The 21,530-nt window shown below is 69.5% G+C and carries 20 protein-coding genes; 16 read left to right on the top strand and 4 right to left on the bottom strand.

Features of this window, described 5'->3' with window-relative positions; translation table 11 throughout:
- Nucleotides 1-27 precede the first annotated feature (27 nt).
- Nucleotides 28-990: an aldo/keto reductase gene (locus tag MRBLWH11_RS18860; RefSeq protein ID WP_341945935.1), complete on the top strand. Its 963-nt coding sequence runs from the start codon at nt 28-30 to the stop codon at nt 988-990.
- Between the two features lie 37 nt (nt 991-1,027).
- Here MRBLWH11_RS18860 and MRBLWH11_RS18855 read toward each other — a convergent pair whose 3' ends face one another.
- Both MRBLWH11_RS18855 and MRBLWH11_RS18850 read right to left on the bottom strand, forming a co-directional pair.
- Entirely contained in the window at nt 1,028-1,351 is a 324-nt protein-coding gene (locus MRBLWH11_RS18855; RefSeq protein WP_116634728.1) for an SMR family transporter, read from the bottom strand.
- Entirely contained in the window at nt 1,348-1,716 is a 369-nt protein-coding gene (locus MRBLWH11_RS18850; RefSeq protein WP_116634729.1) for a multidrug efflux SMR transporter, read from the bottom strand. The genes MRBLWH11_RS18855 and MRBLWH11_RS18850 overlap by 4 nt, the downstream gene beginning before the upstream one ends.
- A 256-nt stretch (nt 1,717-1,972) precedes the next feature.
- Between MRBLWH11_RS18850 and MRBLWH11_RS18845 the strand changes: the two genes are divergently transcribed.
- The 8 genes from MRBLWH11_RS18845 to MRBLWH11_RS18810 all read left to right on the top strand — a co-directional run bounded on the left by MRBLWH11_RS18845 (nt 1,973) and on the right by MRBLWH11_RS18810 (nt 11,046).
- The gene (locus MRBLWH11_RS18845; protein WP_341945934.1) at nt 1,973-3,211 is read left to right on the top strand and encodes a DUF222 domain-containing protein; all 1,239 of its coding nucleotides are present in this window, start codon (nt 1,973-1,975) and stop codon (nt 3,209-3,211) included.
- A gap of 223 nt (nt 3,212-3,434) precedes the next feature.
- Nucleotides 3,435-4,964, top strand: coding sequence for an ABC transporter substrate-binding protein (locus MRBLWH11_RS18840; protein WP_341945933.1), 1,530 nt, complete (start codon nt 3,435-3,437; stop codon nt 4,962-4,964).
- A gap of 68 nt (nt 4,965-5,032) precedes the next feature.
- Nucleotides 5,033-5,974 carry an ABC transporter permease gene (locus tag MRBLWH11_RS18835; protein ID WP_341945932.1) on the top strand — a complete coding sequence of 314 codons (942 nt, stop codon included), beginning with the start codon at nt 5,033-5,035 and terminating at the stop codon, nt 5,972-5,974.
- Nucleotides 5,971-7,788: a dipeptide/oligopeptide/nickel ABC transporter permease/ATP-binding protein gene (locus MRBLWH11_RS18830; protein ID WP_341945931.1), complete on the top strand. Its 1,818-nt coding sequence runs from the start codon at nt 5,971-5,973 to the stop codon at nt 7,786-7,788. The genes MRBLWH11_RS18835 and MRBLWH11_RS18830 overlap by 4 nt, the downstream gene beginning before the upstream one ends.
- A complete protein-coding gene (locus MRBLWH11_RS18825) occupies nt 7,785-8,618 on the top strand; it encodes an ATP-binding cassette domain-containing protein (RefSeq protein WP_341945930.1) in 834 nt (277 codons plus the stop codon). The genes MRBLWH11_RS18830 and MRBLWH11_RS18825 overlap by 4 nt, the downstream gene beginning before the upstream one ends.
- Before the next feature lie 47 nt (nt 8,619-8,665).
- Nucleotides 8,666-9,253 (top strand): TetR/AcrR family transcriptional regulator, encoded by a 588-nt coding sequence (locus tag MRBLWH11_RS18820; protein ID WP_116636879.1) that lies wholly within the window; start codon nt 8,666-8,668, stop codon nt 9,251-9,253.
- 34 nt (nt 9,254-9,287) lie between these two features.
- Nucleotides 9,288-9,986 carry an alpha/beta fold hydrolase gene (locus MRBLWH11_RS18815; RefSeq protein ID WP_341945929.1) on the top strand — a complete coding sequence of 233 codons (699 nt, stop codon included), beginning with the start codon at nt 9,288-9,290 and terminating at the stop codon, nt 9,984-9,986.
- Between the two features lie 70 nt (nt 9,987-10,056).
- Nucleotides 10,057-11,046: a methyltransferase dimerization domain-containing protein gene (locus MRBLWH11_RS18810; RefSeq protein WP_341945928.1), complete on the top strand. Its 990-nt coding sequence runs from the start codon at nt 10,057-10,059 to the stop codon at nt 11,044-11,046.
- A gap of 127 nt (nt 11,047-11,173) precedes the next feature.
- Here MRBLWH11_RS18810 and MRBLWH11_RS18805 read toward each other — a convergent pair whose 3' ends face one another.
- The gene (locus tag MRBLWH11_RS18805) at nt 11,174-12,517 is read right to left on the bottom strand and encodes an amidohydrolase family protein (protein ID WP_341945927.1); all 1,344 of its coding nucleotides are present in this window, start codon (nt 12,515-12,517) and stop codon (nt 11,174-11,176) included.
- Nucleotides 12,518-12,678: 161 nt separating this feature from the next.
- Between MRBLWH11_RS18805 and MRBLWH11_RS18800 the strand changes: the two genes are divergently transcribed.
- Nucleotides 12,679-14,127: a glyceraldehyde-3-phosphate dehydrogenase gene (locus MRBLWH11_RS18800; protein WP_341945926.1), complete on the top strand. Its 1,449-nt coding sequence runs from the start codon at nt 12,679-12,681 to the stop codon at nt 14,125-14,127.
- Between the two features lie 44 nt (nt 14,128-14,171).
- The gene (locus tag MRBLWH11_RS18795; protein WP_341945925.1) at nt 14,172-15,218 is read left to right on the top strand and encodes a winged helix DNA-binding domain-containing protein; all 1,047 of its coding nucleotides are present in this window, start codon (nt 14,172-14,174) and stop codon (nt 15,216-15,218) included.
- 10 nt (nt 15,219-15,228) lie between these two features.
- Here MRBLWH11_RS18795 and hisC read toward each other — a convergent pair whose 3' ends face one another.
- The gene (gene hisC, locus MRBLWH11_RS18790; RefSeq protein WP_341945924.1) at nt 15,229-16,326 is read right to left on the bottom strand and encodes a histidinol-phosphate transaminase; all 1,098 of its coding nucleotides are present in this window, start codon (nt 16,324-16,326) and stop codon (nt 15,229-15,231) included.
- A gap of 205 nt (nt 16,327-16,531) precedes the next feature.
- Here hisC and MRBLWH11_RS18785 point away from each other — a divergent pair, with 205 nt between their 5' ends.
- Genes MRBLWH11_RS18785 through MRBLWH11_RS18765 form a run of 5 tightly spaced genes read left to right on the top strand, consistent with a single transcriptional unit; the run spans nt 16,532 to nt 21,525 of the window.
- A complete protein-coding gene (locus MRBLWH11_RS18785; RefSeq protein WP_341945923.1) occupies nt 16,532-17,422 on the top strand; it encodes a PDR/VanB family oxidoreductase in 891 nt (296 codons plus the stop codon).
- Between the two features lie 18 nt (nt 17,423-17,440).
- Nucleotides 17,441-18,643, top strand: a complete 1,203-nt coding sequence (locus MRBLWH11_RS18780) for an aromatic ring-hydroxylating dioxygenase subunit alpha (RefSeq protein ID WP_341945922.1) — start codon at nt 17,441-17,443, stop codon at nt 18,641-18,643.
- A 1-nt stretch (nt 18,644) separates the two neighbouring features.
- The gene (locus MRBLWH11_RS18775; RefSeq protein WP_341945921.1) at nt 18,645-19,160 is read left to right on the top strand and encodes a hypothetical protein; all 516 of its coding nucleotides are present in this window, start codon (nt 18,645-18,647) and stop codon (nt 19,158-19,160) included.
- The gene (locus MRBLWH11_RS18770; protein ID WP_341945920.1) at nt 19,157-20,338 is read left to right on the top strand and encodes an amidohydrolase family protein; all 1,182 of its coding nucleotides are present in this window, start codon (nt 19,157-19,159) and stop codon (nt 20,336-20,338) included. Before MRBLWH11_RS18775 ends, MRBLWH11_RS18770 begins: the two co-directional genes overlap by 4 nt.
- Nucleotides 20,335-21,525, top strand: a complete 1,191-nt coding sequence (locus tag MRBLWH11_RS18765; RefSeq protein ID WP_341945919.1) for a M20 family metallopeptidase — start codon at nt 20,335-20,337, stop codon at nt 21,523-21,525. The genes MRBLWH11_RS18770 and MRBLWH11_RS18765 overlap by 4 nt, the downstream gene beginning before the upstream one ends.
- Nucleotides 21,526-21,530: the final 5 nt, after the last annotated feature.

Below are 21,530 nucleotides of genomic sequence, written 5' to 3'. Positions count from 1 at the left end.
GCATTCGCGCGTCCCGAAGGAGTCGTCATGCCCGATCAGACATATGCCCGGAGGCCGCTGCGCCCGGGCGGCGCACCGGTGCCGCCGCTCGCGCTCGGGTCCTGGAACACGTGGGACCGCATGTCGCAGGATGATGCGGTCTCGCTGATCCGTCGCGCCGTCGACCTCGATGCCGGATTCTTCGATGTCGCCTTCTACAACATGGGTCCGCACGCAGAGAACTCGAGGACGGACATCCTCTTCGGGGAGGCGCTCCGCAGGAGCGGGGTGGACCGCTCCGAGATCGTGCTGTGCGGAAAGCTCTGGCTGTGGGACTGGCCGAACCAGGGCTTCCGGGCGCAGATCGTCGAGTCGCTCCGCCGCGCCGGCCTCGATCGTTTCGACACGCTCGTCGTGGGTGACTACATCGACGCGCCCGACCTGCCGCGTCTGGTCGCCGACGTGGACGAGCTGATCGACGAAGGGCTCGTCGGCTCCTGGGGCATCAACAACTGGCGCATCGAGCACACGCGAGCGGCCCTGGCCGAGGCTGCGACCCAGGGGGTCGCCGGTCCTGTGTTCGCGCAGCTGAAATACGGCATCGCCCGGCGCTCGATGGCGGAGGGGCAGGCGTACGGGCCGCTGTTCGCGGACGGCACGCTGACCCTGCAGGCGTCCGACGTGTTCGAGGGCGGCATCCTCGCCACGGGTCGCGCGCCGCAGCGCAAGATCGGCGCGGACGTCGGAGGCATCCGGGAGCGGATCTCCGAGATCTACCCGGAGGTCGAGCGGGTCGCTGGAGAGTTCAGTGTCTCTCCCGCCGCCCTCGGCATCGCGTTCTGTCTGGCGAATCCCGCGACGTCCAACGTGCTGTTCGGCGCGTCACGGGTCGCGCAGCTCGAGCAGAACCACGCGGCGCTGGCGCTGGCCCGCGATCACGGCGCGGAGGTCCGGGCCGCGCTCGCCGGATGCTGGGTCGACCGGGAGGTGAGGGCCGACGGGGTGTGGTGACCCGGCGGCGGACGTCGCGCGGGTCGGCCGGCCTGCGTCAGTGGGCGCCGCCGAATTCGATGAGAGCCACCCCGACCGCGATCAGGGCGACCCCGATCGCCATCATGGCGGAGAAGTGATCCTTGAAGATGACGCGACCGAGCACCGCGGTGAGGGCCACGCCGGCGGCGGCCCAGACGCCGTAGGCCACGCCCACCGGCATCCCCATCGCGAGGATCGCGCCGAGCAGGGTGAATGCGGCGAGGTAGCCCACGACGATCACGGGGATCCAGCGCTTGCGACGCAGTCCCTCTGATGCGCGCAGGCTCAGAGTCGCGGTGACCTCGCTCGCGATCGCGAGGGCGAGCAGCAGCCAGGTCATGACGCCGCCCCTGCGCCGTCGCGTGCGTGGGATCCGAGCTCGACCAGCAGCACTCCGACCACGATCACCCCGACGCCGACGATCTGCACCGGGCCGAGCAGCTCGCCGAACAGAACCGTTCCGAGGACCGCGGTGAGCACCACGCCGATCGCCGACCAGATCCCGTAGGCGACGCCGACCGGCATCCCGCGATCCAGCACGATCGACAGCAGCCAGAGCGAGCCGCTGTAGCCGATGGCCACCAGGATGAGCCAGAGCGGATGCGTGAAGCCCTCAGCTGCGCGCAGGGCGAGTGTGGCCGACACTTCGAGGGCGATGGCGACCAGCAGCGGCGGCCAGGCCGAACCGCGGGGGTGAGGGGTCATCGTGCGCCTTTCGTGGAGCGTCCGAGGGGGAGAACGAGTCCGGAGCTCGGGGGATTCCCGCGGGGCGTGCGGTGGTGGCGCAGTATGCCGATCTATCAGCATTCACTTCGAACATAGCTTCGAATATAGAGTGTACGCACCGTAGAATCGGGGTATGTCGAAGCTCACCGGATTGCATCAGGCGGTCGCCCGTCTCGATGTGGCGTGGGCGGGCGCGGATGACGCGATGGGGTTGTCGCGGGAGCAGCTCATCGCCGTGAACGACGCTCTCGGGGCGCTGCAGCGATGCGCGGATGCTGTGCACGCCGACGTCGCCGCCGGGATCGCGCACGAGTCGCGGCGAGAGCTCGGGGCGGGGAGCCTGGCGAAGGAGTACGGGTTCCGGACGGCGGCGAAGCTGATCGCCGCGACCACCGGAATCTCGTCGGGTGATGCGTCGCGGTTGGTGACGGTGGGGCAGGCTACCGCACCCCGCACAGACCTGTTGGGGGCACGGTTGCCCGCCCGGTACGAGGTGTTGCGGGCAGCGTTGGCTGCTGGGGTCATTGGTGTGGCGGCCGCGGGGCTGATCATCGCGTTGTTGGACCGGTGCCGCGTCGTGGCGGGGACGGAACGGATCCTCGAGGCGGAAACGCTGCTTGCGGAGCGTGCGGTCGGGTTGGGGTTGGATGAGCTGCGGAAGCTGATCACTCGGGCTGAGGCCTGGTTGGATCCCGATGGTGTGCAGCCGAAGGAGGATGAGAAGCGGGCGAAGCGGGCGCTGAAGATCTTCGAACGCGATGGGATGGTGCACCTCAGTGCGGTGCTCGATGCGGAGACCGCGGCACCGGTGGTGACCGCGATCCGCGGGTTCGTGTCGGCGGCGTTCGCTGCCCGGAAGGATGCCCCCGATGCGGAGGCGGCGGATGCGGATCGCCGCACAGTGGCGATAATTCAGGCCGATGCCCTGGCCGCGTTCTGCGCGCACATCCTGGGATGCGAATCGCGGATGCCGCTTGCCGGGGCGACCGTGATCGTCCGGCTCACCCTGGATGATCTGCAGTCCGGGGCCGGATCAGCGACCGTGGACGGCCTTGACCAGCGAGTCGGTGTGGGCGCCGCGCGGCGGATGGCTGCCGGGGGAGGGATCATCCCGTGGGTCATGGGCGAGCGCAGCGAGATGCTCGACTGGGGTCGGGAGAAACGCCTCTTCACCCGGGCGCAACGCCTGGCGCTCGTGGAACGGGATGGCGGGTGTGCGATGTGCGGGCTCCCGCCCGAGATGACGAGAGCCCACCACATCCGCTGGTGGCAACGCGATCACGGGCCCACCGATCTCGCCAACGGGGTCCTGCTCTGCGAGACGTGTCATCACCGCATCCACGACAACGGGTGGGACATCCACATCGACGGCACGGGTATCGCGGCCCGGGTCTGGTTCACACCGCCCCGGTGCGTCGATCCCACCCGCACACCCCGCCTCGGCGGCCGCGCACGGTTCGACATCGCCGCCTGAGCAGCGCCAGACCCGTCCTCGCCGACGAGTCCTGCGCGCTCGGACAAGCCGGGTGCGTCGGGAGGCATGATCGCTGGGTCGTCGGGCGAAGATCGCTGTTGCGCTCTTTTTCCACGCATGTAGACTAAACAGCACGACACATCGAAGTGGCGTCGGATCCGGCTCTCCGGCCAGCGGCTCTTCGAACCCTTCTTCACCCTCCCTGCATCCGAGAGAAGGAACCATGAAACGAATGCCCCTCGCGCTCGCCGCAGCAGTGGCCGCGACCCTCGCGCTCACCAGTTGCAGCGGCGGAACGTCTCCGTCACCGTCCGACGGCAGCGGCGCCGAAGGACCCGACGCTCTCAACATCGGCAACTTCCTCGACGTCACCTCCTGGGATCCGTCACTGGCCGACATCGGCTTCGACGGTCCCTACCTCTCTGCGGTCTACGACGCGCTGATCGCCCTCGACGAGGACGGCGCGCCCATCCCGTCGCTCGCGACCGAATGGACCGTCGCCGACGACGATCTCAGCATCGACCTCGACATCCGGACCGACGCGGTCTTCAGCGACGGCACCCCGGTCGATGCGGATGCAGTGGTGAAGAGCCTCGAATACCTCAAGGCCGGCCCGCGCTCCGGCGAGGCGTACCTCAATGTCGCCGCGTTCGAGAAGGTCGACGACGACACGATCAGCATCCGGCTCACGCAGCGCGACGACACGATCCTCTATCTGATGGGTCTCGGCCGCAGTTACGTCATGTCGCCGGCGTCCATCGAGGCCGGGTCTCTCGGCAAGGAGCCGATCGGCTCCGGCCCCTATGTGCTCGACAGCACCACGAGCGTCGCCGGCGCGGAGTACCACTTCACCAAGACCGCCGACCATTGGGATGCCGCGACGTATCCGTTCTCCGAGCTGTCGATCTTCCCGATCACCGACGCCACCGCTCGCCACAACGCCATGCTCAGCGGCCAGATCAACGTGCAGTACGGCGACGTCGCCAACCTCGAGCAGGCGGGGCAGCAGGGATGGAACGTCGCCCAGCGCGTCTCCGGCTGGGCGGGCCTCGTGATCACCGACCACACCGGCGCCAAGAGCGAGCCGCTCGGCAAGCTCGAGGTGCGGCAGGCACTCAACTACGCCTTCGACGGCGCCGCGGTCCTCGCCGCCGTCGGCAGCGGAGCCGGAGTCGCCACCAACCAGGTCTTCCCCGACGGCGGCGACATCAACGATCCGGCGCTGAACGAGACCTACGCCTACAACATGGGCAAGGCCAAGGAGCTGCTGGCGGATGCCGGCTACCCCGACGGCTTCGCGATCTCGATGCCCATGTCGCCGATCTTCGAGATGTGGAAGCCGTCCGCCGAGCAGGCGCTCAACGAGCTCGGGGTGACGGTGACCTGGGACAACATGCAGATGCCGGACTACCAGCTGAACGCGCCGAACTACCCGATGTTCATCTCCTTCCTGGCGATGGACGGGAACGACGTCGCGACGGTGGCTCGTCAGGTCACCAGCGTCCAGTGGTTCAACCCCGAGCCCGACTACGCGCAGAACGACGTCATCGCTCCGCTCGTCGAGAAGGTGCAGACCGAGCGCGGCGACGCGCAGACCGCGGCCATCGAAGAGCTGAACAAGGCTCTCGTCGATCAGGCGTGGTGGTCGGTCTGGTATCAGGCGAACAACATCTACTACACAGCGAGCGGCATCCAGCTGCAGCCGGTCGTCGGGATGATGTTCCCGACGCTGCGCTACATCACTCGGGGCTGACGCTCCGGCCGGGGCGGCGCTCGCGTCCGCCCCGGCCCACCCCTTCCCCTCCGACCCGAGAGGTCTCCATGCTTCTGTTCACGGCGAAGCGCGTGCTGTCCGGTCTGGTTCTGCTGGTCGCGGTCTCGATCGGCACCTTCTTCCTCGCCCACCTCGCGATCAGCGACCCGACGGCATCGCTCCTCGGCACCACGGCGAGCCCCGCGCAGCAGGCCGCCCTCGCCGAGAAGATCGGGCTCGACCGTCCCCTGCTCGTGCAGTTCTGGGACTGGCTCTCGCACGCGGCACTGCTCGACTTCGGCGTCTCCTGGCGCAACTTCCAGCCGATCTCCGAGCAGCTCGCCGTCAAGGTCCCGGTGACCCTGTCGGTGGTGACGCTCGCGACTCTCATCACCGCGGTGATCGGCGTCGTGTTCGGGATGATCACCGGTCTCCGACCCGGCACGTGGTTCGACCGGGGCATCAAGGGGATCTCTGTCGTGCTCTTCGCCCTCCCCGGCTTCTGGGTGAGCCTCGTGCTGGTGATGTGGCTCGCCGTCCAGCTCAAGTGGTTCCCCGCGGTCGGCTACGTGCCGCCGACGCAGTCCGTCGACGGGTGGCTGCGGTCGATCACGCTCCCCGCCGTCTCACTCGCCCTCGGCGGCATCGTCGCCGTCGCCGAGCAGCTGCGCAATGCGGTGATCGCGCAGAGCCGGCAGGACTGGGTCCGCACCCTCCGCAGTCGTGGCCTGTCGCCCGCCAGGGTCAACCTGCACATCCTGCGCAACGCTTCGCCGGCCGCACTCACGGTGATCGCCCTGATGTTCGTCGGGCTGCTCTCCGGCGCGGTCGTGGTCGAGCAGATCTTCAGCCTCCCGGGTCTCGGGCAGCTCACCAACCAGTCCTCGCAGAACGGCGACATCCCGATGCTGCTCGGCATCACCGTCATCTCGATCGTCTTCGTCGTCCTCATCAACCTCCTGCTCGACCTCGTGCTCGGCTGGATCAACCCGAAGGTGCGCGTCGCATGACCACGACAGACATCCGTGTCGCCTTCGACAGGGCGGCCCAGAAGCGCCGGTCCGGCCTGTTCCGCCGTTTCCTCCGGCACCCCGGAGGCTTCATCCGGTTGGCGATCTTCGCGGCGGTCGTGCTGGTCGGCGTCCTCGCCCCGCTTCTCGCGCCGATGGATCCGAACCTCGTCGATCTCGCCGCGGCGAAGGCCGCGCCGGGACCGGAGCACCTCCTCGGCGGGGACTCCACCGGCCGCGACATCCTGTCCCGTCTCATCTACGGCACGCGCACCACGCTGTGGGGGGCTCTCATCACGGTCGTCACGGCGCTCGTGCTCGGCGTGCCGTCCGGTGTGGCGGCCGGCTACTTCGGCGGCGTCTTCGACCGCGTCGCGACGTGGATCAGCGATGCGCTGCAGTCGATCCCCGGCATGATCATCCTGCTGGTGGTCGCCGCAGGCAGCCGCAACAACTTCGAGCTGCTCATGGCGACGGTCGGGGTGTTCATGGTGCCCGGCTACTTCCGGATCTCGCGCTCGCAGACGCTCGCTGTGCGGGGCGAGCCGTACATCGACGCCGCCCGCGTCTCCGGACTGTCGGACGCGCGCATCATCTTCCGCCACGTGATCAGAGCGGTGTATCCGCCCGTGATCATCCAGACGGCGCTGACGGCCGGCATCGCGATGGGCATGCAGGCCGGGCTCCAGTTCCTCGGTATCGGCGACTCGAACGTCCCCAGCTGGGGCGCGATGATGCTCGAGGGCTTCCGCCTCATGCTCACCTATCCGCTCATGCTGCTCTGGCCGTCGGCTGCACTCGGGCTCACGATCGCCGTCCTGGCGATCATGGGGTCGACCCTCGCCGAGCTGGTGCAGGTGCGCACCCCACGGGCGTCGCGTCGAAAGGCGGATGCCGTCGTCGCTGGGCCATCGACCTCGGCCACGGGCAGCGCCCAGCACGAAGCCGCGCACGCCGCGCTCCGCATCGACAACCTCCGTGTCGCGCACGTCACGCCGAACGGCGAGACCGAGGTCGTGCACGGTGTCACCCTCGACATCGCGCCCGGCGAGGTCGTCGGGATCGTGGGGGAGTCGGGGTCGGGCAAGTCGCAGACCGTGTTCTCGGTGCTCGACCTGCTGCCATCGACAGGGCGAGCGACGGTCGATGCGATCTGGGTGGGCGGCAAGGACATCAGCCGCGCGAGTGGGAAGCAGCGCCACGCGCTGCTCGGGCGGGAGATCGGCTACGTGCCGCAGGAGCCGATGAGCAACCTCGACCCGTCCTACACGATCGGCCACCAGCTCATCGAGCCGCTCCGGCGGACCCACGGGCTGAGCCGGGTCGAGGCGAAGGAGCGCGCTCGAGCCATGCTCGTCCGCGTCGGCATCACAGATCCGGTCCGCGTCCTGCGCAGCTACCCGCACCAGATCTCCGGCGGCATGGCACAGCGCGTCCTGATCGCCGGCGCGATCGCGGGCAAGCCCTCGCTGCTCGTGGCCGACGAGCCGACGACCGCACTCGACGTCACCGTGCAGGCGGAGGTGCTCGAGCTCCTGCGTGAGCTGCAGGCGGAATACGGGATGGCGCTGCTCATCGTGACCCACAATTTCGGCGTCGTGGCCGACATCTGCGATCGCGTCATCGTGATGCGCGGCGGCGAGATCGTCGAAGCGGGCCCGGTCGACGAACTCTTCGCGACGCCGGCCGCCGACTACACGCGCGCCCTCATCTCGGCGTCACTCGACGATGTCGCCGGGCGCGCCGAACTCGACCGCGCCGATCTCGACCGTGCCGAGCGCCCGGTCGTGCAGACCACGGAGGTGACGGCATGACTGCCCTGCTCGAAGTGGAAGACCTCGTGGTCGACTACGGCCACGGACGCCGTGCATTCCGCGCACTGCACGGGATCTCCCTCGACATCGCGCCGGGCGAGTGCCTCGGGCTGGTCGGGGAATCGGGCTCCGGCAAATCGACTCTCGGCAAGGCGATCCTCGGACTCGCGCCGGTCACCAGCGGCTCCATCCGCTTCGACGGTCACGAGATCAGCCGCCTCGGCGGTCGGGGCAGACGTGCGCTCGCCGACGATGTGCAGGTCGTGTTCCAGGACCCGTACGGCTCACTGAACCCCGCGATGACGATCGGCGACATCCTGGCCGAACCCCTGCTCACCACGGGCATCGGCGCGAAGGCCGCCGAGAGCCGGGTGCGCGACATGCTCGATCGCGTGCGGCTGCCCGAGTCGTCCATGGATCGGTATCCGAGCGAGTTCTCGGGCGGACAGCGTCAGCGCGTCGCGATCGCGAGGGCGCTCGTGCGCGGACCTCGCCTGATCGTGTGCGACGAGCCGGTCAGCGCGCTCGACCTCACGACGCAGGCGACCATCCTCGACCTGTTCATCGAGCTGCAGCGAGACACCGGCGTCGCCTACCTCTTCGTGTCTCATGACCTCGGCGTGGTGCGCCGGGTCTGCCACCGGGTCGCGGTCATGTACCGGGGCGAGATCGTGGAGATCGGCGACGGGGAACAGGTCACGCGGTCGCCGCAGCATCCGTACTCCGAGCGGCTGCGCCTCGCCTCTCCGGTCGCAGACCCCGTCGCCCAGCGAGGACGACGTGCCGAATGGCTCGCTCTCCGGGAGGTGCGCGATGCGGCGGTACGGTAGCTCCAGGCCGGATCATCGCGTCGTCCACGACCGGCCGGAAGGACTCCATGCCGAAGATCATCGATCACGACCAGCGTCGACGGGACATCGTCGAGGTGGCGAAGAGCATCATCCTCAAGGGTGGCTTCGAAGCGGCGACGATGCGCAGCATCGCCGCCGAGGCGGGCTTCGCCAACGGAGCGCTGAAGCACTACTTCCCCGGCAAGGAGAGCATCGTCGCGGCGACCTTCGAGACGATCCTGCAGCAGATGTCGGAGGGCGTTCAGGCCGCAGGCGCGGAGCCGACGACGGCGGATGCCGCGCTGCGCGGGTTCCTGGAGGCCACGATCCCGCGCGATCAGGCACAGATCGCCGCGGGCCGGGTGCTGCTCGCCCTGTGGGAGTACGCGATGGCGAACGAGTCGCTCGCGGACCTGTACCGGAGCCACCTCGCTGCCTGGCGGGCGTCGCTCATCGAGCGGATGGAAGCCGCGCGCGACGAGGGCACGATCCGCGACCAGGACTTCGGCGCCAGGGCGAACGAGTACATCTCGGTCGCGGTCGGAGCGACCGTCATCAACCTCATGTACCCGGACGGCGAGCGCATCGCCGACTACGAGACCTACATCGACCAGTTCCTGGCGCGACTCCGCTGACGGCGACGCGCCCGATCCGAGAGGACGGCGCGCCGTGACGATCTCCCTGCACACCGATCACCACCGCGGCTCCGGCCGGCCTGTCGTCTTCCTGCACGGCCTCGCGTCGCGCGGGAAGCAGGATTGGCCGGATGCCGAGTGGGCGGCGGTCTTCACCGATCGTCCTCGGGTCCTCGTCGACCTCCCCGCACACGGCCGGAGCCCTGCGACGGGGACCGCGGCCACATCGGCGGTGATCGACGCGCTGGCGCTCGCGGTCGGCGATGAGGAGATCGACCTCGTCGGCTACTCGCTCGGGGCACGTCTCGCCTGGGATCTGGCGCAGCATCCGTCCGCGCGGGTGCGCCGCCTCGTGCTCGGCGGGCTCAGTGCTGCGGAGCCGTTCGGTCATCTCGACCTCGCGGCTGCGAGGGCGGCGATCGGCGGCGGACCCGCCCCGCAGGACCCGCTCACGGCGATGATCGTGCACATGGTCTCCTTGCCCGGCGCCCGGTCGGCGCAGCTGCTCGATCTGATCGAGGGCCTGGCCGCAGAGCCGTTCGCGCCTGAGGCTCGAGGCCCGGAGATGCCGGTGCTCCTGGTCGGAGGCGTGCACGACACGATGTCCGACGGCATCGACGCGCTCGCCGCGCTGCTGCCGGACGCGCGTGCAATGCGGGTCCCCGGCGACCATGTCACGGCTCTGCACACCGCCGAGTTCCGCACCGCCGTACAGAGCTTCCTGACGGCCTAGCGCCGATTCTCCATCTCCCAGACGCAGGCAGTCGCAGCACTCCTGCGGCTCACCCATGAAAGGCAGAACCATGACGACCACCCACGCCCCCGATGCCGCACGCATCCTCGACATCGCGACCGGCTACATGGCCTCGCAGCAGCTCTTCGAAGCCAGCCGCATCGGGCTCTTCGCCGCGATCGCCGACGGCGCCGACACCATCGAGGCGATCGCCGTGCGCTGCGGGGTGAGCGAGCGCATCGCCCGCATCCTCGTCGACGCGATGGCGGCGAAGGGACTGCTCGTGCGCACCGATGCGCGGTACACGGTGGCCGACGACGCTGCGGCGTACCTCACCGGTGCCGAGGCGCAGGTCGATCTCGCCCCCTTCCTCACCTTCCTCGGCGAGATCAGCTATCCGCACTGGCTGCAGTTCGGGCACACGGTCGACACCACGGAGCCCGGTGATCTGCAGATGGATGACGCGCGCTGGGCGACATTCATGGCCGGTGTCATGACGTACAACCGTCTCCACGCGCAGGAATTCGGCCGACACCTCGACCTGACCGGCGCCACGCGAGCGCTCGACTTCGGCGGGCTGTCCGCCGAGTTCGCCCTTTCGGTGATGGCGGGGAATCCCGGGCTGCACACCACGTTCGTCTACGCTCCGGGCTTCGAAGACGGCATCGCCGACGCGGTCGAGGCCGCAGGTGTCGCCGATCGGACGGCGGTCGAGGTCGGCGACACCGCCACGGCGACGCCGCGGGGCGAATACGACCTGGTCTACGCGAACCACGTGATCCACCGCTTCACCGCGGAGGAGAACGCGCAGATCTTCCGCAACCTGCGGGCGGCCGCGGTCGACGGCGCGACTCTGACGGTGCTCGACTTCTTCCTGGATGACGACGCGGATCAGCGCGGCCTCGATGCCCTGCACGCGGGGGAGTACCTCGTGATCGACGGCACCGTCGTGTATCCCGAGGCGCAGGTGCGCGGATGGCTGGATGACGCCGGGTGGAAGGTGCATGACAAGGTCGCGCTCCCCGGCAGCCCGCGGGTGCTGCTGGCCACCGCGGTATGAGCTCTGCCCCGGCGCCCGCTCAGGCGGCGCCGGGGCAGGGACTGGTCCGAGGGGGATCAGAGGCGGGCGGCATGCGTGAACATGCCGCCCGCCGTTTCCGTCCCGAAGGTGCTCCGTCCGAGCGTGCTCACTCCCGAGCGAAGACCGTGCGGCCGTCGACGATCGTGCGCGTGACCTCGAGCGAGGAGAACGCGCGCCCCGGCTCGAGCGGGTCCTCGTCGAGGATCGCGAGGTCCGCGACCTTGCCGGTCTCGAGGCATCCCTTCCACCTCAGCGCGCCGTCCTGACGCGCTGCGTCCACGGTCATGGTCCGCAGCAGCGCTCGTCGCTCGCCGGCGTCGTCCGGAGATCCCGCCGCGGCGAGCAGGTCGAGCGAGGCGTCGAGGCCTCGCCGCCAATCCGGCGTGGCGATCGGGGCGTCGCTCGTGATGGTGGTCAGCACGCCGGAGGCGAGCATCTCCGCGAGAGGCCAGGCGGTGGCGAGCCGCTCCGCGCCCAGCTGAGCGCGGGCCCAACTGTGCGTGTGCGCGGCGATGAGCGGCTGCACGGCGAACCCCGCCCCCAGCCGCCGCATGCGCTCGATCTGCTCGAGGGTCGCGAGGTCGCCGTGCACCACATAGTGCGGTCCGGGAGGTGCCGGGTGCCCGTTGGACCGCTCGAGCACCCGCACGAACTCCGTGATCGAACGGTCGCCCGTGGCGTGCACTGCGATCTGCAGTCCGAGCGACGCTGCGAGTTCCAGCATCCGGTGGAAGGCGGAGAGGGGATCGTGGCCGCCGCGCGTGAGCAGGCCGCCGGTCGTGCCGTCGGCGTACGGCTCGTCGACCCACGCGGTCGCGAGAGGAGGGATGCCGTCGGCGAAGATCTTCACGCCGGTGATCGCGAGCCACCGGGGATCGGTCGTCGGGAGCGGCGTGCGGATGCCGCGCTCGAAGTCCTCGAGCGTGCTCTCGCCGTCGATCGTCCCGAACAGCCGCAGCATCGTCACCCGCGAGGTCTGCGCGCCTTCCCCGTGCAGGGCGACGTAGGTCGCGAGCATGTCCGAGCCGAAGCACCCGGTCTCGCCGTCGTCCTCACCGGGTCCGATGCCCGGCTCGGTGTAGCTCGTGACGCCGAGCTCTGCGAGCAGGCGCCAGGCCGCCCGCAGCGCCGATCGCCGTTCGGCCTCGGTCGACACCAGGCGTCCGGAGGGCTGCTGGTCGGGCGGGGTGTCGGAGAAGAACAGGTGCGGCCAGCGGGCTCCGAGCCATGCCGCGTGCAGGTGTGCGTCGTTGATGCCGGGGATCGCGGTCCGTCCGTCGAGCTCGATCGTCGAACGCGCGCGGAGGCGTTCCGCCTCGGCATCCAGGCCGACGATCAGACCCGCGCGGACCGCGAGGGCGCGGACGGTCGTGTCCGACTCGTCGAAGGTGTGGATCCGCCCGCCGCGGATGATCAGATCGGCGTCGGCGCCGGAGATTGCCTCACTCATTATTCCACCACTGTAGACGAATAGTGGGATCGCATGCTCCGGCAACACTCCTGGATTCGAAACCGCCGCCGACCACGCGTACGCTGGTGGCATCCCCCGAATCTCACCCGGCAACCTCGCGCGCCGGCGATCTCGGCGCGCTCACACATGCAAGGACGCAGATGAACGATTCCGCCGCACCCCACGACGACTGGACGGCGAGAGAAGAGCTGGCCGAGCGGATGATCCCGCTCATCGGCGCACTCAAGCGCGAACACGACGTGGTGACGTCGCTCCACGGCCACCGCCTGCTCGGGCTCTCCGCCACGGGACTCGTCGAGGTGCACGAGCGCGTCGCCCAGCTCGGGCATGAGCAGCTCCGTCTCGAAGACAGCCTCGCCGTCCTGCAGGCCATCCACCAGCTGGCCCCCGGCGCCTCGTCCCTCGACGTCGCACGACTGGTCTCCGGGAACGCCGAGAGTGATCAGCCTCTCGAGGACTACGTCGCCGAGGTGCTCGCTCCGGCGGTCGGCGCGGTCGCCGCTGCGCCCACCGACGTGGTGCTCTACGGCTTCGGGCGGATCGGACGCCTGCTCGCCCGCATCCTCATCGCCCACACCGGCGGCGGCAACGGCCTGCGCCTTCGCGCGATCGTCGTGCGGCGGGGATCCGAGAACGATCTGATCAAGCGCGCGTCCCTGCTGCTGCGCGACTCGGTGCACGGGCGCTTCGCCGGCTCGGTGACGGTCGACGAGGAGACCGAGCAGATCATCGCCAACGGCACGCGCATCCAGGTCATCTACTCCGACGCACCGGCATCCGTCGATTACACCGCCTACGGCATCCAGGATGCGATCGTCGTCGACAACACGGGGCGCTGGCGCGACGAGGCCGGCCTCTCGCAGCACCTCGAGGCCAAGGGCGTCGCCCGCGTCCTGCTCACGGCACCGGGCAAGGGGCCGCTCAAGAACATCGTGCACGGCATCAACGACGACACGATCGACGTCGGCGACCGCATCGTCTCGGCCGCGTCGTGCACGACGAACGCCATCACGCCGGTCCTGGCGGCCATCGACGAGGCCTACGGGGTCGTGCGAGGTCACGTCGAGACCGTGCACTCGTTCACGAACGACCAGAACCTGATCGACAACTTCCACAAGGGCGACCGGCGGGGTCGCTCGGCCGTGCTGAACATGGTCATCACCGAGACCGGCGCGGCGAAGGCCGTGGCCAAGGCACTTCCGCAGCTGGAGGGGAGGCTCACCGGCAGCTCGATCCGGGTGCCCACCCCCGACGTCTCGCTCGCGGTGCTCCACCTCACCACGGAGCGAACGGTCTCGAAGGAGCAGGTCAACGACTACCTGCGCCGGGTGTCGCTGCACTCGAAGCTGCGGCAGCAGATCGACTACGTCGAGTCGCCCGAGGTCGTGTCGACGGACTTCGTCGGCTCCCACCGCGCCGGCATCGTCGACGGGCTGGCGACGGTCGCCGATGAGAACACCCTGATCCTCTACGTCTGGTACGACAACGAGTTCGGATACTCGTGCCAGGTGATCCGCGTCCTGGAGGTCATGGCAGGATCGCATCCCGTCGTGCTCCCCGCGCGTCGAGAGGTCACGCTCCACTCCTGAGCTCGCAGGTGCGCGACGTCGGCGGTGCCCGGCATGATGGGGTCATGAAGACCGCGACCCTGCTGGCCGAGCGTCTCCGATCGCACCGGCTCACCGCGCCGACGAAGACGGTGGCGGATGCCGCGCACCACATGCTCGCCGTGCAGAGCCAGGACTTCACCGCCGGGCGCTGGGCTCTCGCCGTGCGCACGCGCGGCGAGCCGCGGATGAGCGACGTGGACCGGGCGTTCGACGGGGGGATTCTCGTGCGCGCGTGGCCGATGCGCGGGACGCTGCACACGCTGCCGGCACGCGACCTCGGCTGGGTCCTCTCGGTGACGGCGGCGCGGCAGCGGCAGCAGGCTGCGGGGCGGCACCGCGACCTCGGCATCGACGACGACATGGTCGCTCTCGCCGTACGCGCCCTCACCCCGGCGCTGCACGACGGCGGTCGGACGCGTGCGGAGATCTTCGAGATCCTCGAGGGCGTCGGGATCGACCCCACCGGTCAGCGCGGGCTCCACCTGCTCTTCGTGCTCACGATCGACGGACTCATCTGCCAGGGGCCGGTCGTCGCCCGCGAGGGGATGACGCGTGAGCAGCGGTTCGTGCTCGTCGACGATCACATCCGCGATCACGCGCGCCCCGACGATCCGCTCGCCGAGCTGTTCGTGCGGTACATCACCGGCCACGGGCCGGCGGGGGTCGCGGACTTCGCCTGGTGGTCGGGGCTCACGCTGGGCCAGTCCCGCGAGGCGGCTGTGCGTGCTGCCGGACGCGTGGACGAGGTCGCCGAGGGCCTCTTCGTCGCGATCGAGCGTCCGCGGCGCGCCCCGGGGGCGGCATCCGTCCTCGCCCTCGGCGCCTTCGACGAGTACTACCTCTCCTACGCCGACCGCACGACCGTCTGCGCGCCGGAGCACCTCGCGACCGTCGGCCCGGGGAAGAACGGCATGGTGCGCGCGACGCTCGTCGAGGACGGACGCGTCATCGGATGCTGGATGCACGCGACCGCGAGCAGGGGAGTGCCACCCGAGTACTTCGCGGCGCCGGCCGACGCCGACGCCGCGATGGCGTCACTCGCCCGCTTCGAGCGCTTCACGGAGAGCTGAGGCGCGCCCTTCAGCCCACTGCCGCCGGGGCGACGAGTCGTGCCAGCTCGGGCGCGAGCTGCACCAGCAGATCGTTCGCTTCGCGCTCCGCGATCGTCACGCGGAAGCCTTCGCCCGCGAAAGGGCGCACCAGGAGTCCGTGCTGCTCGAGCAGCTCGGCAGCCGCGACGGTGGCGTCGCCGAACGGCACCCAGATGAAGTTCGCCTGCGTCTCGGGCAGGTCGATGCCGGCGTCGCGGAACGCGTGTACCACGCGCTCACGCTCGGTCACGAGATCGGCGACACGGGCCGAGAGCTCGCTCTCGGCGTTCAGCGAGGCCACAGCCGCCGTCTGGGCGAGATCGGTCACGCCGAACGGGATCGCGACCTTGCGGAGCGCGTTCGCCAGTCGCTCGGGAGCCAGGGCATAGCCGACCCGGAGTCCGGCGAGGCCGTACGCCTTCGAGAACGTGTGCGCGACGGCGACGTTGTCGTAGCGGCGGAAGTACTCGATGCCGGAGGGGGAGTCCGCGCGCTCGTTGAAGTGCACGTAGGCCTCGTCGATGACGACGGCGATGTCGCGAGGGACCGCATCGAGGAACGCCGTCAGCTCCTCGGCGCCGATCGTCGTGCCGGTGGGGTTGTTCGGGTTGCACACGATGACGAGACGCGTGCGGTCGGTGATCGCGGCCAGCATCGCATCCAGATCATGACGGTGGTCGGCGGTGAGCGGGACGGCCACGGGTATGGCGCCGGCGGCGCGTACGAGCATCGGATACGCCTCGAACGAGCGCCAGGCGAACAGCACCTCGTCGCCCTCGCCGGCCGTCGCCCGCATGAGCTGGGAGACGACCTCGACCGATCCGCTCCCGAGGACGACGTTCGCGGGCTCGACGTCGAACCGGGCGCACAGCAGCGCGGTGAGCGCGGTCGCGGCTGTCTCCGGGTAGCGGTTGATGTGGGAGACGCGATCGGCGATCGCCGCCGCCACGGACGGCAGAGGAGGATAGGGGTTCTCATTCGAGGAGACCTTGTAGATCGGTCCGTCGGACGCCGACTGCGTCGTCGCTCTGCCGGGCCTGTAGTCCGGAATCGCCCTCAGATCCTCGCGCAGCCTCAACTCGGACATCCGTTCCGCCTTTCGCTCATCGCCCGTTTGACAGTCCCGGGCGGGATTCATAGTATCGCAATTGACTATATCCATTGTTGTCAATTCGATCGGCGGTGATCGGATCGACGGAAGGAGCGGAACGACGGTGTCTCAGTTCGCGGCCCAGGTCTCTTCGACAACCCTCGATCTCCGGGTGCGGGCGATGCGCTGGGAGGCGACGGACGTGCTCTCTCTCGAACTCGACGACCCGACGGGCGCCCTTCTGCCGACGTGGACCCCTGGTGCGCACATCGACCTCCGCTTCGCCAACGGCGTCGAGCGCCAGTACTCGCTGTGCTCCGACCCGGCCGATCGGCGCTCCTGGCGGGTGGCGGTGCTCGCCGAGACTCCCAGTCGCGGTGGGTCTCGCTACGTGCATCAGACCTTGCGCACCGGCGATCCGGTGGCGGCCTCGGAGCCCATCAATCACTTCGAGCTCGGCGACGATGCCGTCTTCGTGTTCGTCGCGGGCGGCATCGGCGTGACCCCCATCCTGCCGATGATCGCCGAGGCGCGACGCCGCGGCATCCCCTGGCGACTGGCCTATCTGGGGGCGCACCGTGACGGCATGGCGTTCGCCGACGCTCCGCACCTCGTCCACGACGCGACGTCGATCGTCTCGCGCGACCGCGACGAGCGCCTCGACCTCGCCACCTGGATCGGTCCCGTCCCCGACGGCACGGGGGTGTACGCCTGCGGGCCGGGGCGCATGCTCGACGAGCTGGAGGAGCTCAGCGCGGGCTGGCCGAGAGGAGCGCTGCATCTGGAGCGGTTCCAGGCGAAGGCGTTCGGCGAGTCCCTCGGCGCCGACACATTCGACGTGGAGGCCAGTGCCTCGGGTCTGATCGTGACGGTGGAGCGTGGCTGCAGCATCCTCGAGATGCTCGAGCAGGCGGGGATCGGGGTCCCGAGCTCCTGCCTCGAGGGCGTCTGCGGCACCTGTGAGACCAGCGTGATCGACGGCGCCCCGGAACACCGCGACTCGATCCTCACCCCTGAGGAGCGCGAGAGCAACGAGACCATGATGATCTGCGTCTCGCGCTCACTCGACTCGAAGCTCGTCCTCGACATCTGACATCTGAACGGAGACAACATGGACACCGGAACCGCATACGGCCTCCGCCTCGGGCAGCCTCTCAACGAGCTCGCCCAGGTCGGGCCCGGCACCCCCTACGGCGAGGTGCTCCGGCGCTACTGGCACCCGGTGGCGAAGGTCGAGGACGCGACGACGCGACCGGTCTCCCTGCGGGTGCTGGGGGAGGAGCTCGTGCTGTTCCGCACCAAGAAGGGCAAGCCGGGACTGCTGCATCCGCGATGCATCCACCGCGGTGCCTCGCTGTTCTACGGCGGCGTGGAGGACGAGGGCATCCGGTGCTGCTACCACGGCTGGGTCTTCGACACCGAAGGGCACTGCCTCGAGCAGCCCTGCGAACCGGATCTGGGGTTGCATCGCGACCGCGTGCGTCAGCCGTGGTACCCCGTCGAGGAGCAGTACGGTCTGCTCTGGGCCTACATGGGGCCGCCGGACAAGAAGCCGGTGCTCCCGCGATACGACACGCTCGAACAGCTCGGCCCGGAAGAGCAGCTGATCGTCAACGACCAGGGCGTGGGAGGCGGAGGACCCGCGGTTCTCGACTTCAACTGGCTGCAGCACTGGGAGAACGTCATGGATCCCTTCCACGTGCCGATCCTGCACGCGCGGTTCAGCGGCAATCAGTTCACACCGGAGATGGCGCTGATCCCCGAGGTCAGCTACGAGTACACGCCGCTCGGGGTGCGATCGATCCAGATGCGCGACCTGGGTGACGGTCGGCAGCTGCGCCGGGTCACGGAGGTCATCTTCCCGAACCTCCGCGTCGTGGCGAGTCCGAAGCTCAGCTCGGGACAGACGAACATGATCGGCTGGGTCGTGCCGATGGATGACACCAACTTCCGCATCTTCACCGTGGCGCGCGACGAGGACGCCGACTTCCTCGCGAAGCTGCGCTCCACCCACGAGGGCAAGCCGTGGAAGGAACTCACCGATCTCGAACACCAGCGACTCCCCGGCGACTACGAGGCGCAGAAGTCACAGGGATCGATCTCGCTGCACTCCGAGGATCACCTGACGACCACTGATCAGGGGATCGCGATGATCCGTCGGATGATGGCGAAGCAGCATCGGGCCGTCGCGGCCGGAGGTGATCCGGTCGGTGTCGTCTTCGACGAGGCGGAGAGCGTCGTGCGCATCGAGGGCGGGAACTACTTCGAGGGAGCGGCGGACGCGCCGCTGCTCGCGGACGCCGTGGACGACTGACATGGCGAAGTACACGGCACGTCCGCCGCGTGGCGATCGGCCGCTGCTCGTGCTCGGGATCAGCGGGGTCGTGGTGATCGAGGGCGCGGCATCCGTGCCCGTGTCGACGCACCATCTCTCGGCATGGGGGCGCTGGGTGCGGGATGTCGAGATCCCGGATGGCGCTCCCGCGCGTCTGAGAGAGCTCGCCGAGCACTTCGAGGTGGTCTGGGCCTCCGAATGGGGGCACAACGCGCATACCGCCTTCCGGAGGGCCCTCGATCTGCCGGCGGAGCCGTGGCCGTTCCTCCCGGTCCAGTTCGACAAGCTGCGGACGATCCGCGAGTATGCCGCGGGCCTGCCATGGGTCTGGGTCGACGATCCGATCGTCGATCTGAGCGGAGAACCGCCGGCATGCGAGGACGGCATCGTGGTGAGGGTCGATCCGGCGGTCGGCCTTCTCGGTGTAGACGTGGCCGATCTGCGCGATCGGTCGCGTGCGCTGGTCGAGCGTTCGACGCGGAAGGAGGACGGATGAGCGAGGATGTCGCGATCGTCGGGGGGCGTGTGGTCACCGGCCTCGGCGACGAGCACCAGGAGGGCACGGTCCTCGTCTCCGGCGGGCGGATCGCCGCCGTCGGCATCGGGATCCCGGTTCCGGAGAACGCGCGCGTGATCGACGCGACCGGATGCTGGGTGCTGCCGGGACTCATCGATCCGCACAGCCACATCGGCGCTCACGAGGAGGCCAACGGTCCGGCCGGATTCGACGGCAGCGAGGTGTCGTCTCCGGTGACGGCGGGCGTCCGCGCGATCGATGCCATCAACATCGAGGACTCGGCCTTCGCGGACGCCGTCGCCGGAGGGGTCACGGCCGTCGTGGTGAAACCGGGGTCGGGCAACCCGATCGGCGGACAGAGCGTGGCGATCAAGACCGGAGGCGGTCGCTCGGTCGATGAGCAGGTGATCCGTCATGCGCTGGGGATGAAATCGGCTCTCGGCGAGAATCCCAAGCAGACGTACGGCGAGCGCAAGCAGCTCCCGTCCACGCGCCTGGGGATCGCTCTCGTGATCCGTCAGGCGCTCACGGATGCGCGCGACTACGCGCAGCGCCGCGATCGCGCCAGAGCGGAGGGGGCGCCGTTCGCCGCTGACCTCGGCATGCAGGCGCTCACCGAGGCGCTGGACGGCACCCTGACCTGGGAGCAGCACGCTCATCGGCACGACGACATCGCCACCGCGCTCCGGATCGCCGAGGAGTTCGGCCTGCGCCTGGTGATCAACCACGGCACCGAGGCGCACAAGCTCGCGGATGTGCTCGCCGAGCGCGACGTCCCCGTCATCTTCGGGCCCGTGCTCTCCAGCCGGTCCAAGGTCGAGGTCCGCGAGGCCGATCCGGCGAACCTCGCGAAGCTCGCCGCCGCCGGCGTGCGCGTCGCGCTGACGACGGATCATCCCGTCGTTCCGATCGGTCTCCTCGCCCTCCAGGCCGCTGTCGCGGCGCGTGCCGGCCTGCCGCGCGACACAGCGGTGGCGGCGATGACCTCCGTCGCGGCCGACATCGCCGGCATCGGCGACAGAGTGGGGGCGCTGGAGCCGGGTCGAGACGGAGACGTGGTCCTCTGGACAGGAGATCCCCTCGAGGTCGCGTCGACCGTGCGAGAGGTGCTGATCGAGGGTCGGACCGTCTACACCGCACCGGAGGCGCGCGGATGACGCTGCGCGAGGACGCCGCCCGGTTGCAGTCCGAGCTGGTGGCGCTGCGACGGCGCCTGCATCGCTCACCCGAGGTCGGGTTCGACCTCCCGCACACGCAGGCGGCGGTGCTCGATGCGCTGGCCGGCCTCGACCTCGAGATCACGACCGGGGAGGACCTCAGCTCGGTCACGGCGGTGCTGCGGGGAGCGGTGGACGGACCGTCCGTGCTGCTGCGTGGCGACATGGATGCGCTGGCGATCGTCGAGGAGACAGGGCTCGAGTACGCCGCGGTCAACGGGGCGATGCACGCGTGCGGTCACGATCTTCACGTGGCGGGCCTCGTCGGCGCCGCGCGGCTCCTCGCCGCGCGCCGGGAGCGCATCGTGGGGTCTGTCGTCTTCATGTTCCAGCCGGGGGAGGAGGCCGGGGGCGGAGCGCCGCTGATGATCAGAGACGGTGTGCTCGATGCCGCGGGCGTCCGCGTCGAGGCGGCCTACGGCATCCACGTCGGTCCGGGATCGCGCGGCACCTTCCAGCTCAAGGAGGGAACGATCATGGCCGGGGCGAACACCCTGAGAGTCCTGGTCCACGGGCGCGGCGGACATGGATCGCGTCCTCATCAGGCCGTCGATCCCGTTCCCGTGGTCGCCGAGATGATCCTGGCGCTGCAGGCGTGGACGACGCGGCGCGTCTCCGTCTTCGATCCCGTCGTGCTCTCGGTGACGAAGCTCCACGCGGGAGAGATCGTCAACGTCATCCCGGAGGAGGCAGGGTTCTCGGCGACCCTGCGCACGCTGTCCGAGGCGTCGATCGCTCAGGCACGGACCGAGCTCCCGCCTCTCGTCGAGCGTCTGGCGGCGGCGCACGGGTGCACGGCGGACGTCGAGGTGATCGTCGGCTATCCGGTCACGGTCAACACCGCGCCCGAGACGACCGACGCGATCACCGTGCTCCGCGATCTCTTCGGACCGTCGCGCGTCGAGGAGCTGTCGGCCCCGTGGATGGCCTCGGAGGACTTCTCCTACGTGCTGCGCGAGGTTCCTGGTGCCTTCGTCTTCCTGTGCGCCACTCCACCGGAGATGGTCGGCGGGGACATCCCGATGAATCACTCGCCTCGTGCGGTGTTCGACGACGGCGTGCTCGGTGATCAGGCGGCGGCTCTCGCCGCACTCGCGCTGCGCCACGTGGGTGCACGCAGCGGGTGACGACG

This window comes from Microbacterium sp. LWH11-1.2 (genome assembly GCF_038397745.1).
In the GTDB taxonomy this organism is placed as follows: Bacteria; Actinomycetota; Actinomycetes; order Actinomycetales; family Microbacteriaceae; genus Microbacterium.
This window is presented reverse-complemented; position numbering and strand designations above follow the sequence as displayed.

What these genes read in the sequence shown, in the direction of transcription:
- MRBLWH11_RS18860 (WP_341945935.1), top strand. Translation starts at nt 28, where the DNA reads ATGCCCGATCAGACATATGCCCGGAGGCCGCTGCGCCCGGGCGGCGCA.
- MRBLWH11_RS18855 (WP_116634728.1), bottom strand. Translation starts at nt 1,351, where the DNA reads ATGACCTGGCTGCTGCTCGCCCTCGCGATCGCGAGCGAGGTCACCGCG.
- MRBLWH11_RS18850 (WP_116634729.1), bottom strand. Translation starts at nt 1,716, where the DNA reads ATGACCCCTCACCCCCGCGGTTCGGCCTGGCCGCCGCTGCTGGTCGCC.
- MRBLWH11_RS18840 (WP_341945933.1), top strand. Translation starts at nt 3,435, where the DNA reads ATGAAACGAATGCCCCTCGCGCTCGCCGCAGCAGTGGCCGCGACCCTC.
- MRBLWH11_RS18835 (WP_341945932.1), top strand. Translation starts at nt 5,033, where the DNA reads ATGCTTCTGTTCACGGCGAAGCGCGTGCTGTCCGGTCTGGTTCTGCTG.
- MRBLWH11_RS18830 (WP_341945931.1), top strand. Translation starts at nt 5,971, where the DNA reads ATGACCACGACAGACATCCGTGTCGCCTTCGACAGGGCGGCCCAGAAG.
- MRBLWH11_RS18825 (WP_341945930.1), top strand. Translation starts at nt 7,785, where the DNA reads ATGACTGCCCTGCTCGAAGTGGAAGACCTCGTGGTCGACTACGGCCAC.
- MRBLWH11_RS18820 (WP_116636879.1), top strand. Translation starts at nt 8,666, where the DNA reads ATGCCGAAGATCATCGATCACGACCAGCGTCGACGGGACATCGTCGAG.
- MRBLWH11_RS18810 (WP_341945928.1), top strand. Translation starts at nt 10,057, where the DNA reads ATGACGACCACCCACGCCCCCGATGCCGCACGCATCCTCGACATCGCG.
- MRBLWH11_RS18805 (WP_341945927.1), bottom strand. Translation starts at nt 12,517, where the DNA reads ATGAGTGAGGCAATCTCCGGCGCCGACGCCGATCTGATCATCCGCGGC.
- MRBLWH11_RS18800 (WP_341945926.1), top strand. Translation starts at nt 12,679, where the DNA reads ATGAACGATTCCGCCGCACCCCACGACGACTGGACGGCGAGAGAAGAG.
- MRBLWH11_RS18795 (WP_341945925.1), top strand. Translation starts at nt 14,172, where the DNA reads ATGAAGACCGCGACCCTGCTGGCCGAGCGTCTCCGATCGCACCGGCTC.
- hisC (WP_341945924.1), bottom strand. Translation starts at nt 16,326, where the DNA reads ATGTCCGAGTTGAGGCTGCGCGAGGATCTGAGGGCGATTCCGGACTAC.
- MRBLWH11_RS18780 (WP_341945922.1), top strand. Translation starts at nt 17,441, where the DNA reads ATGGACACCGGAACCGCATACGGCCTCCGCCTCGGGCAGCCTCTCAAC.
- MRBLWH11_RS18775 (WP_341945921.1), top strand. Translation starts at nt 18,645, where the DNA reads ATGGCGAAGTACACGGCACGTCCGCCGCGTGGCGATCGGCCGCTGCTC.
- MRBLWH11_RS18770 (WP_341945920.1), top strand. Translation starts at nt 19,157, where the DNA reads ATGAGCGAGGATGTCGCGATCGTCGGGGGGCGTGTGGTCACCGGCCTC.
- MRBLWH11_RS18765 (WP_341945919.1), top strand. Translation starts at nt 20,335, where the DNA reads ATGACGCTGCGCGAGGACGCCGCCCGGTTGCAGTCCGAGCTGGTGGCG.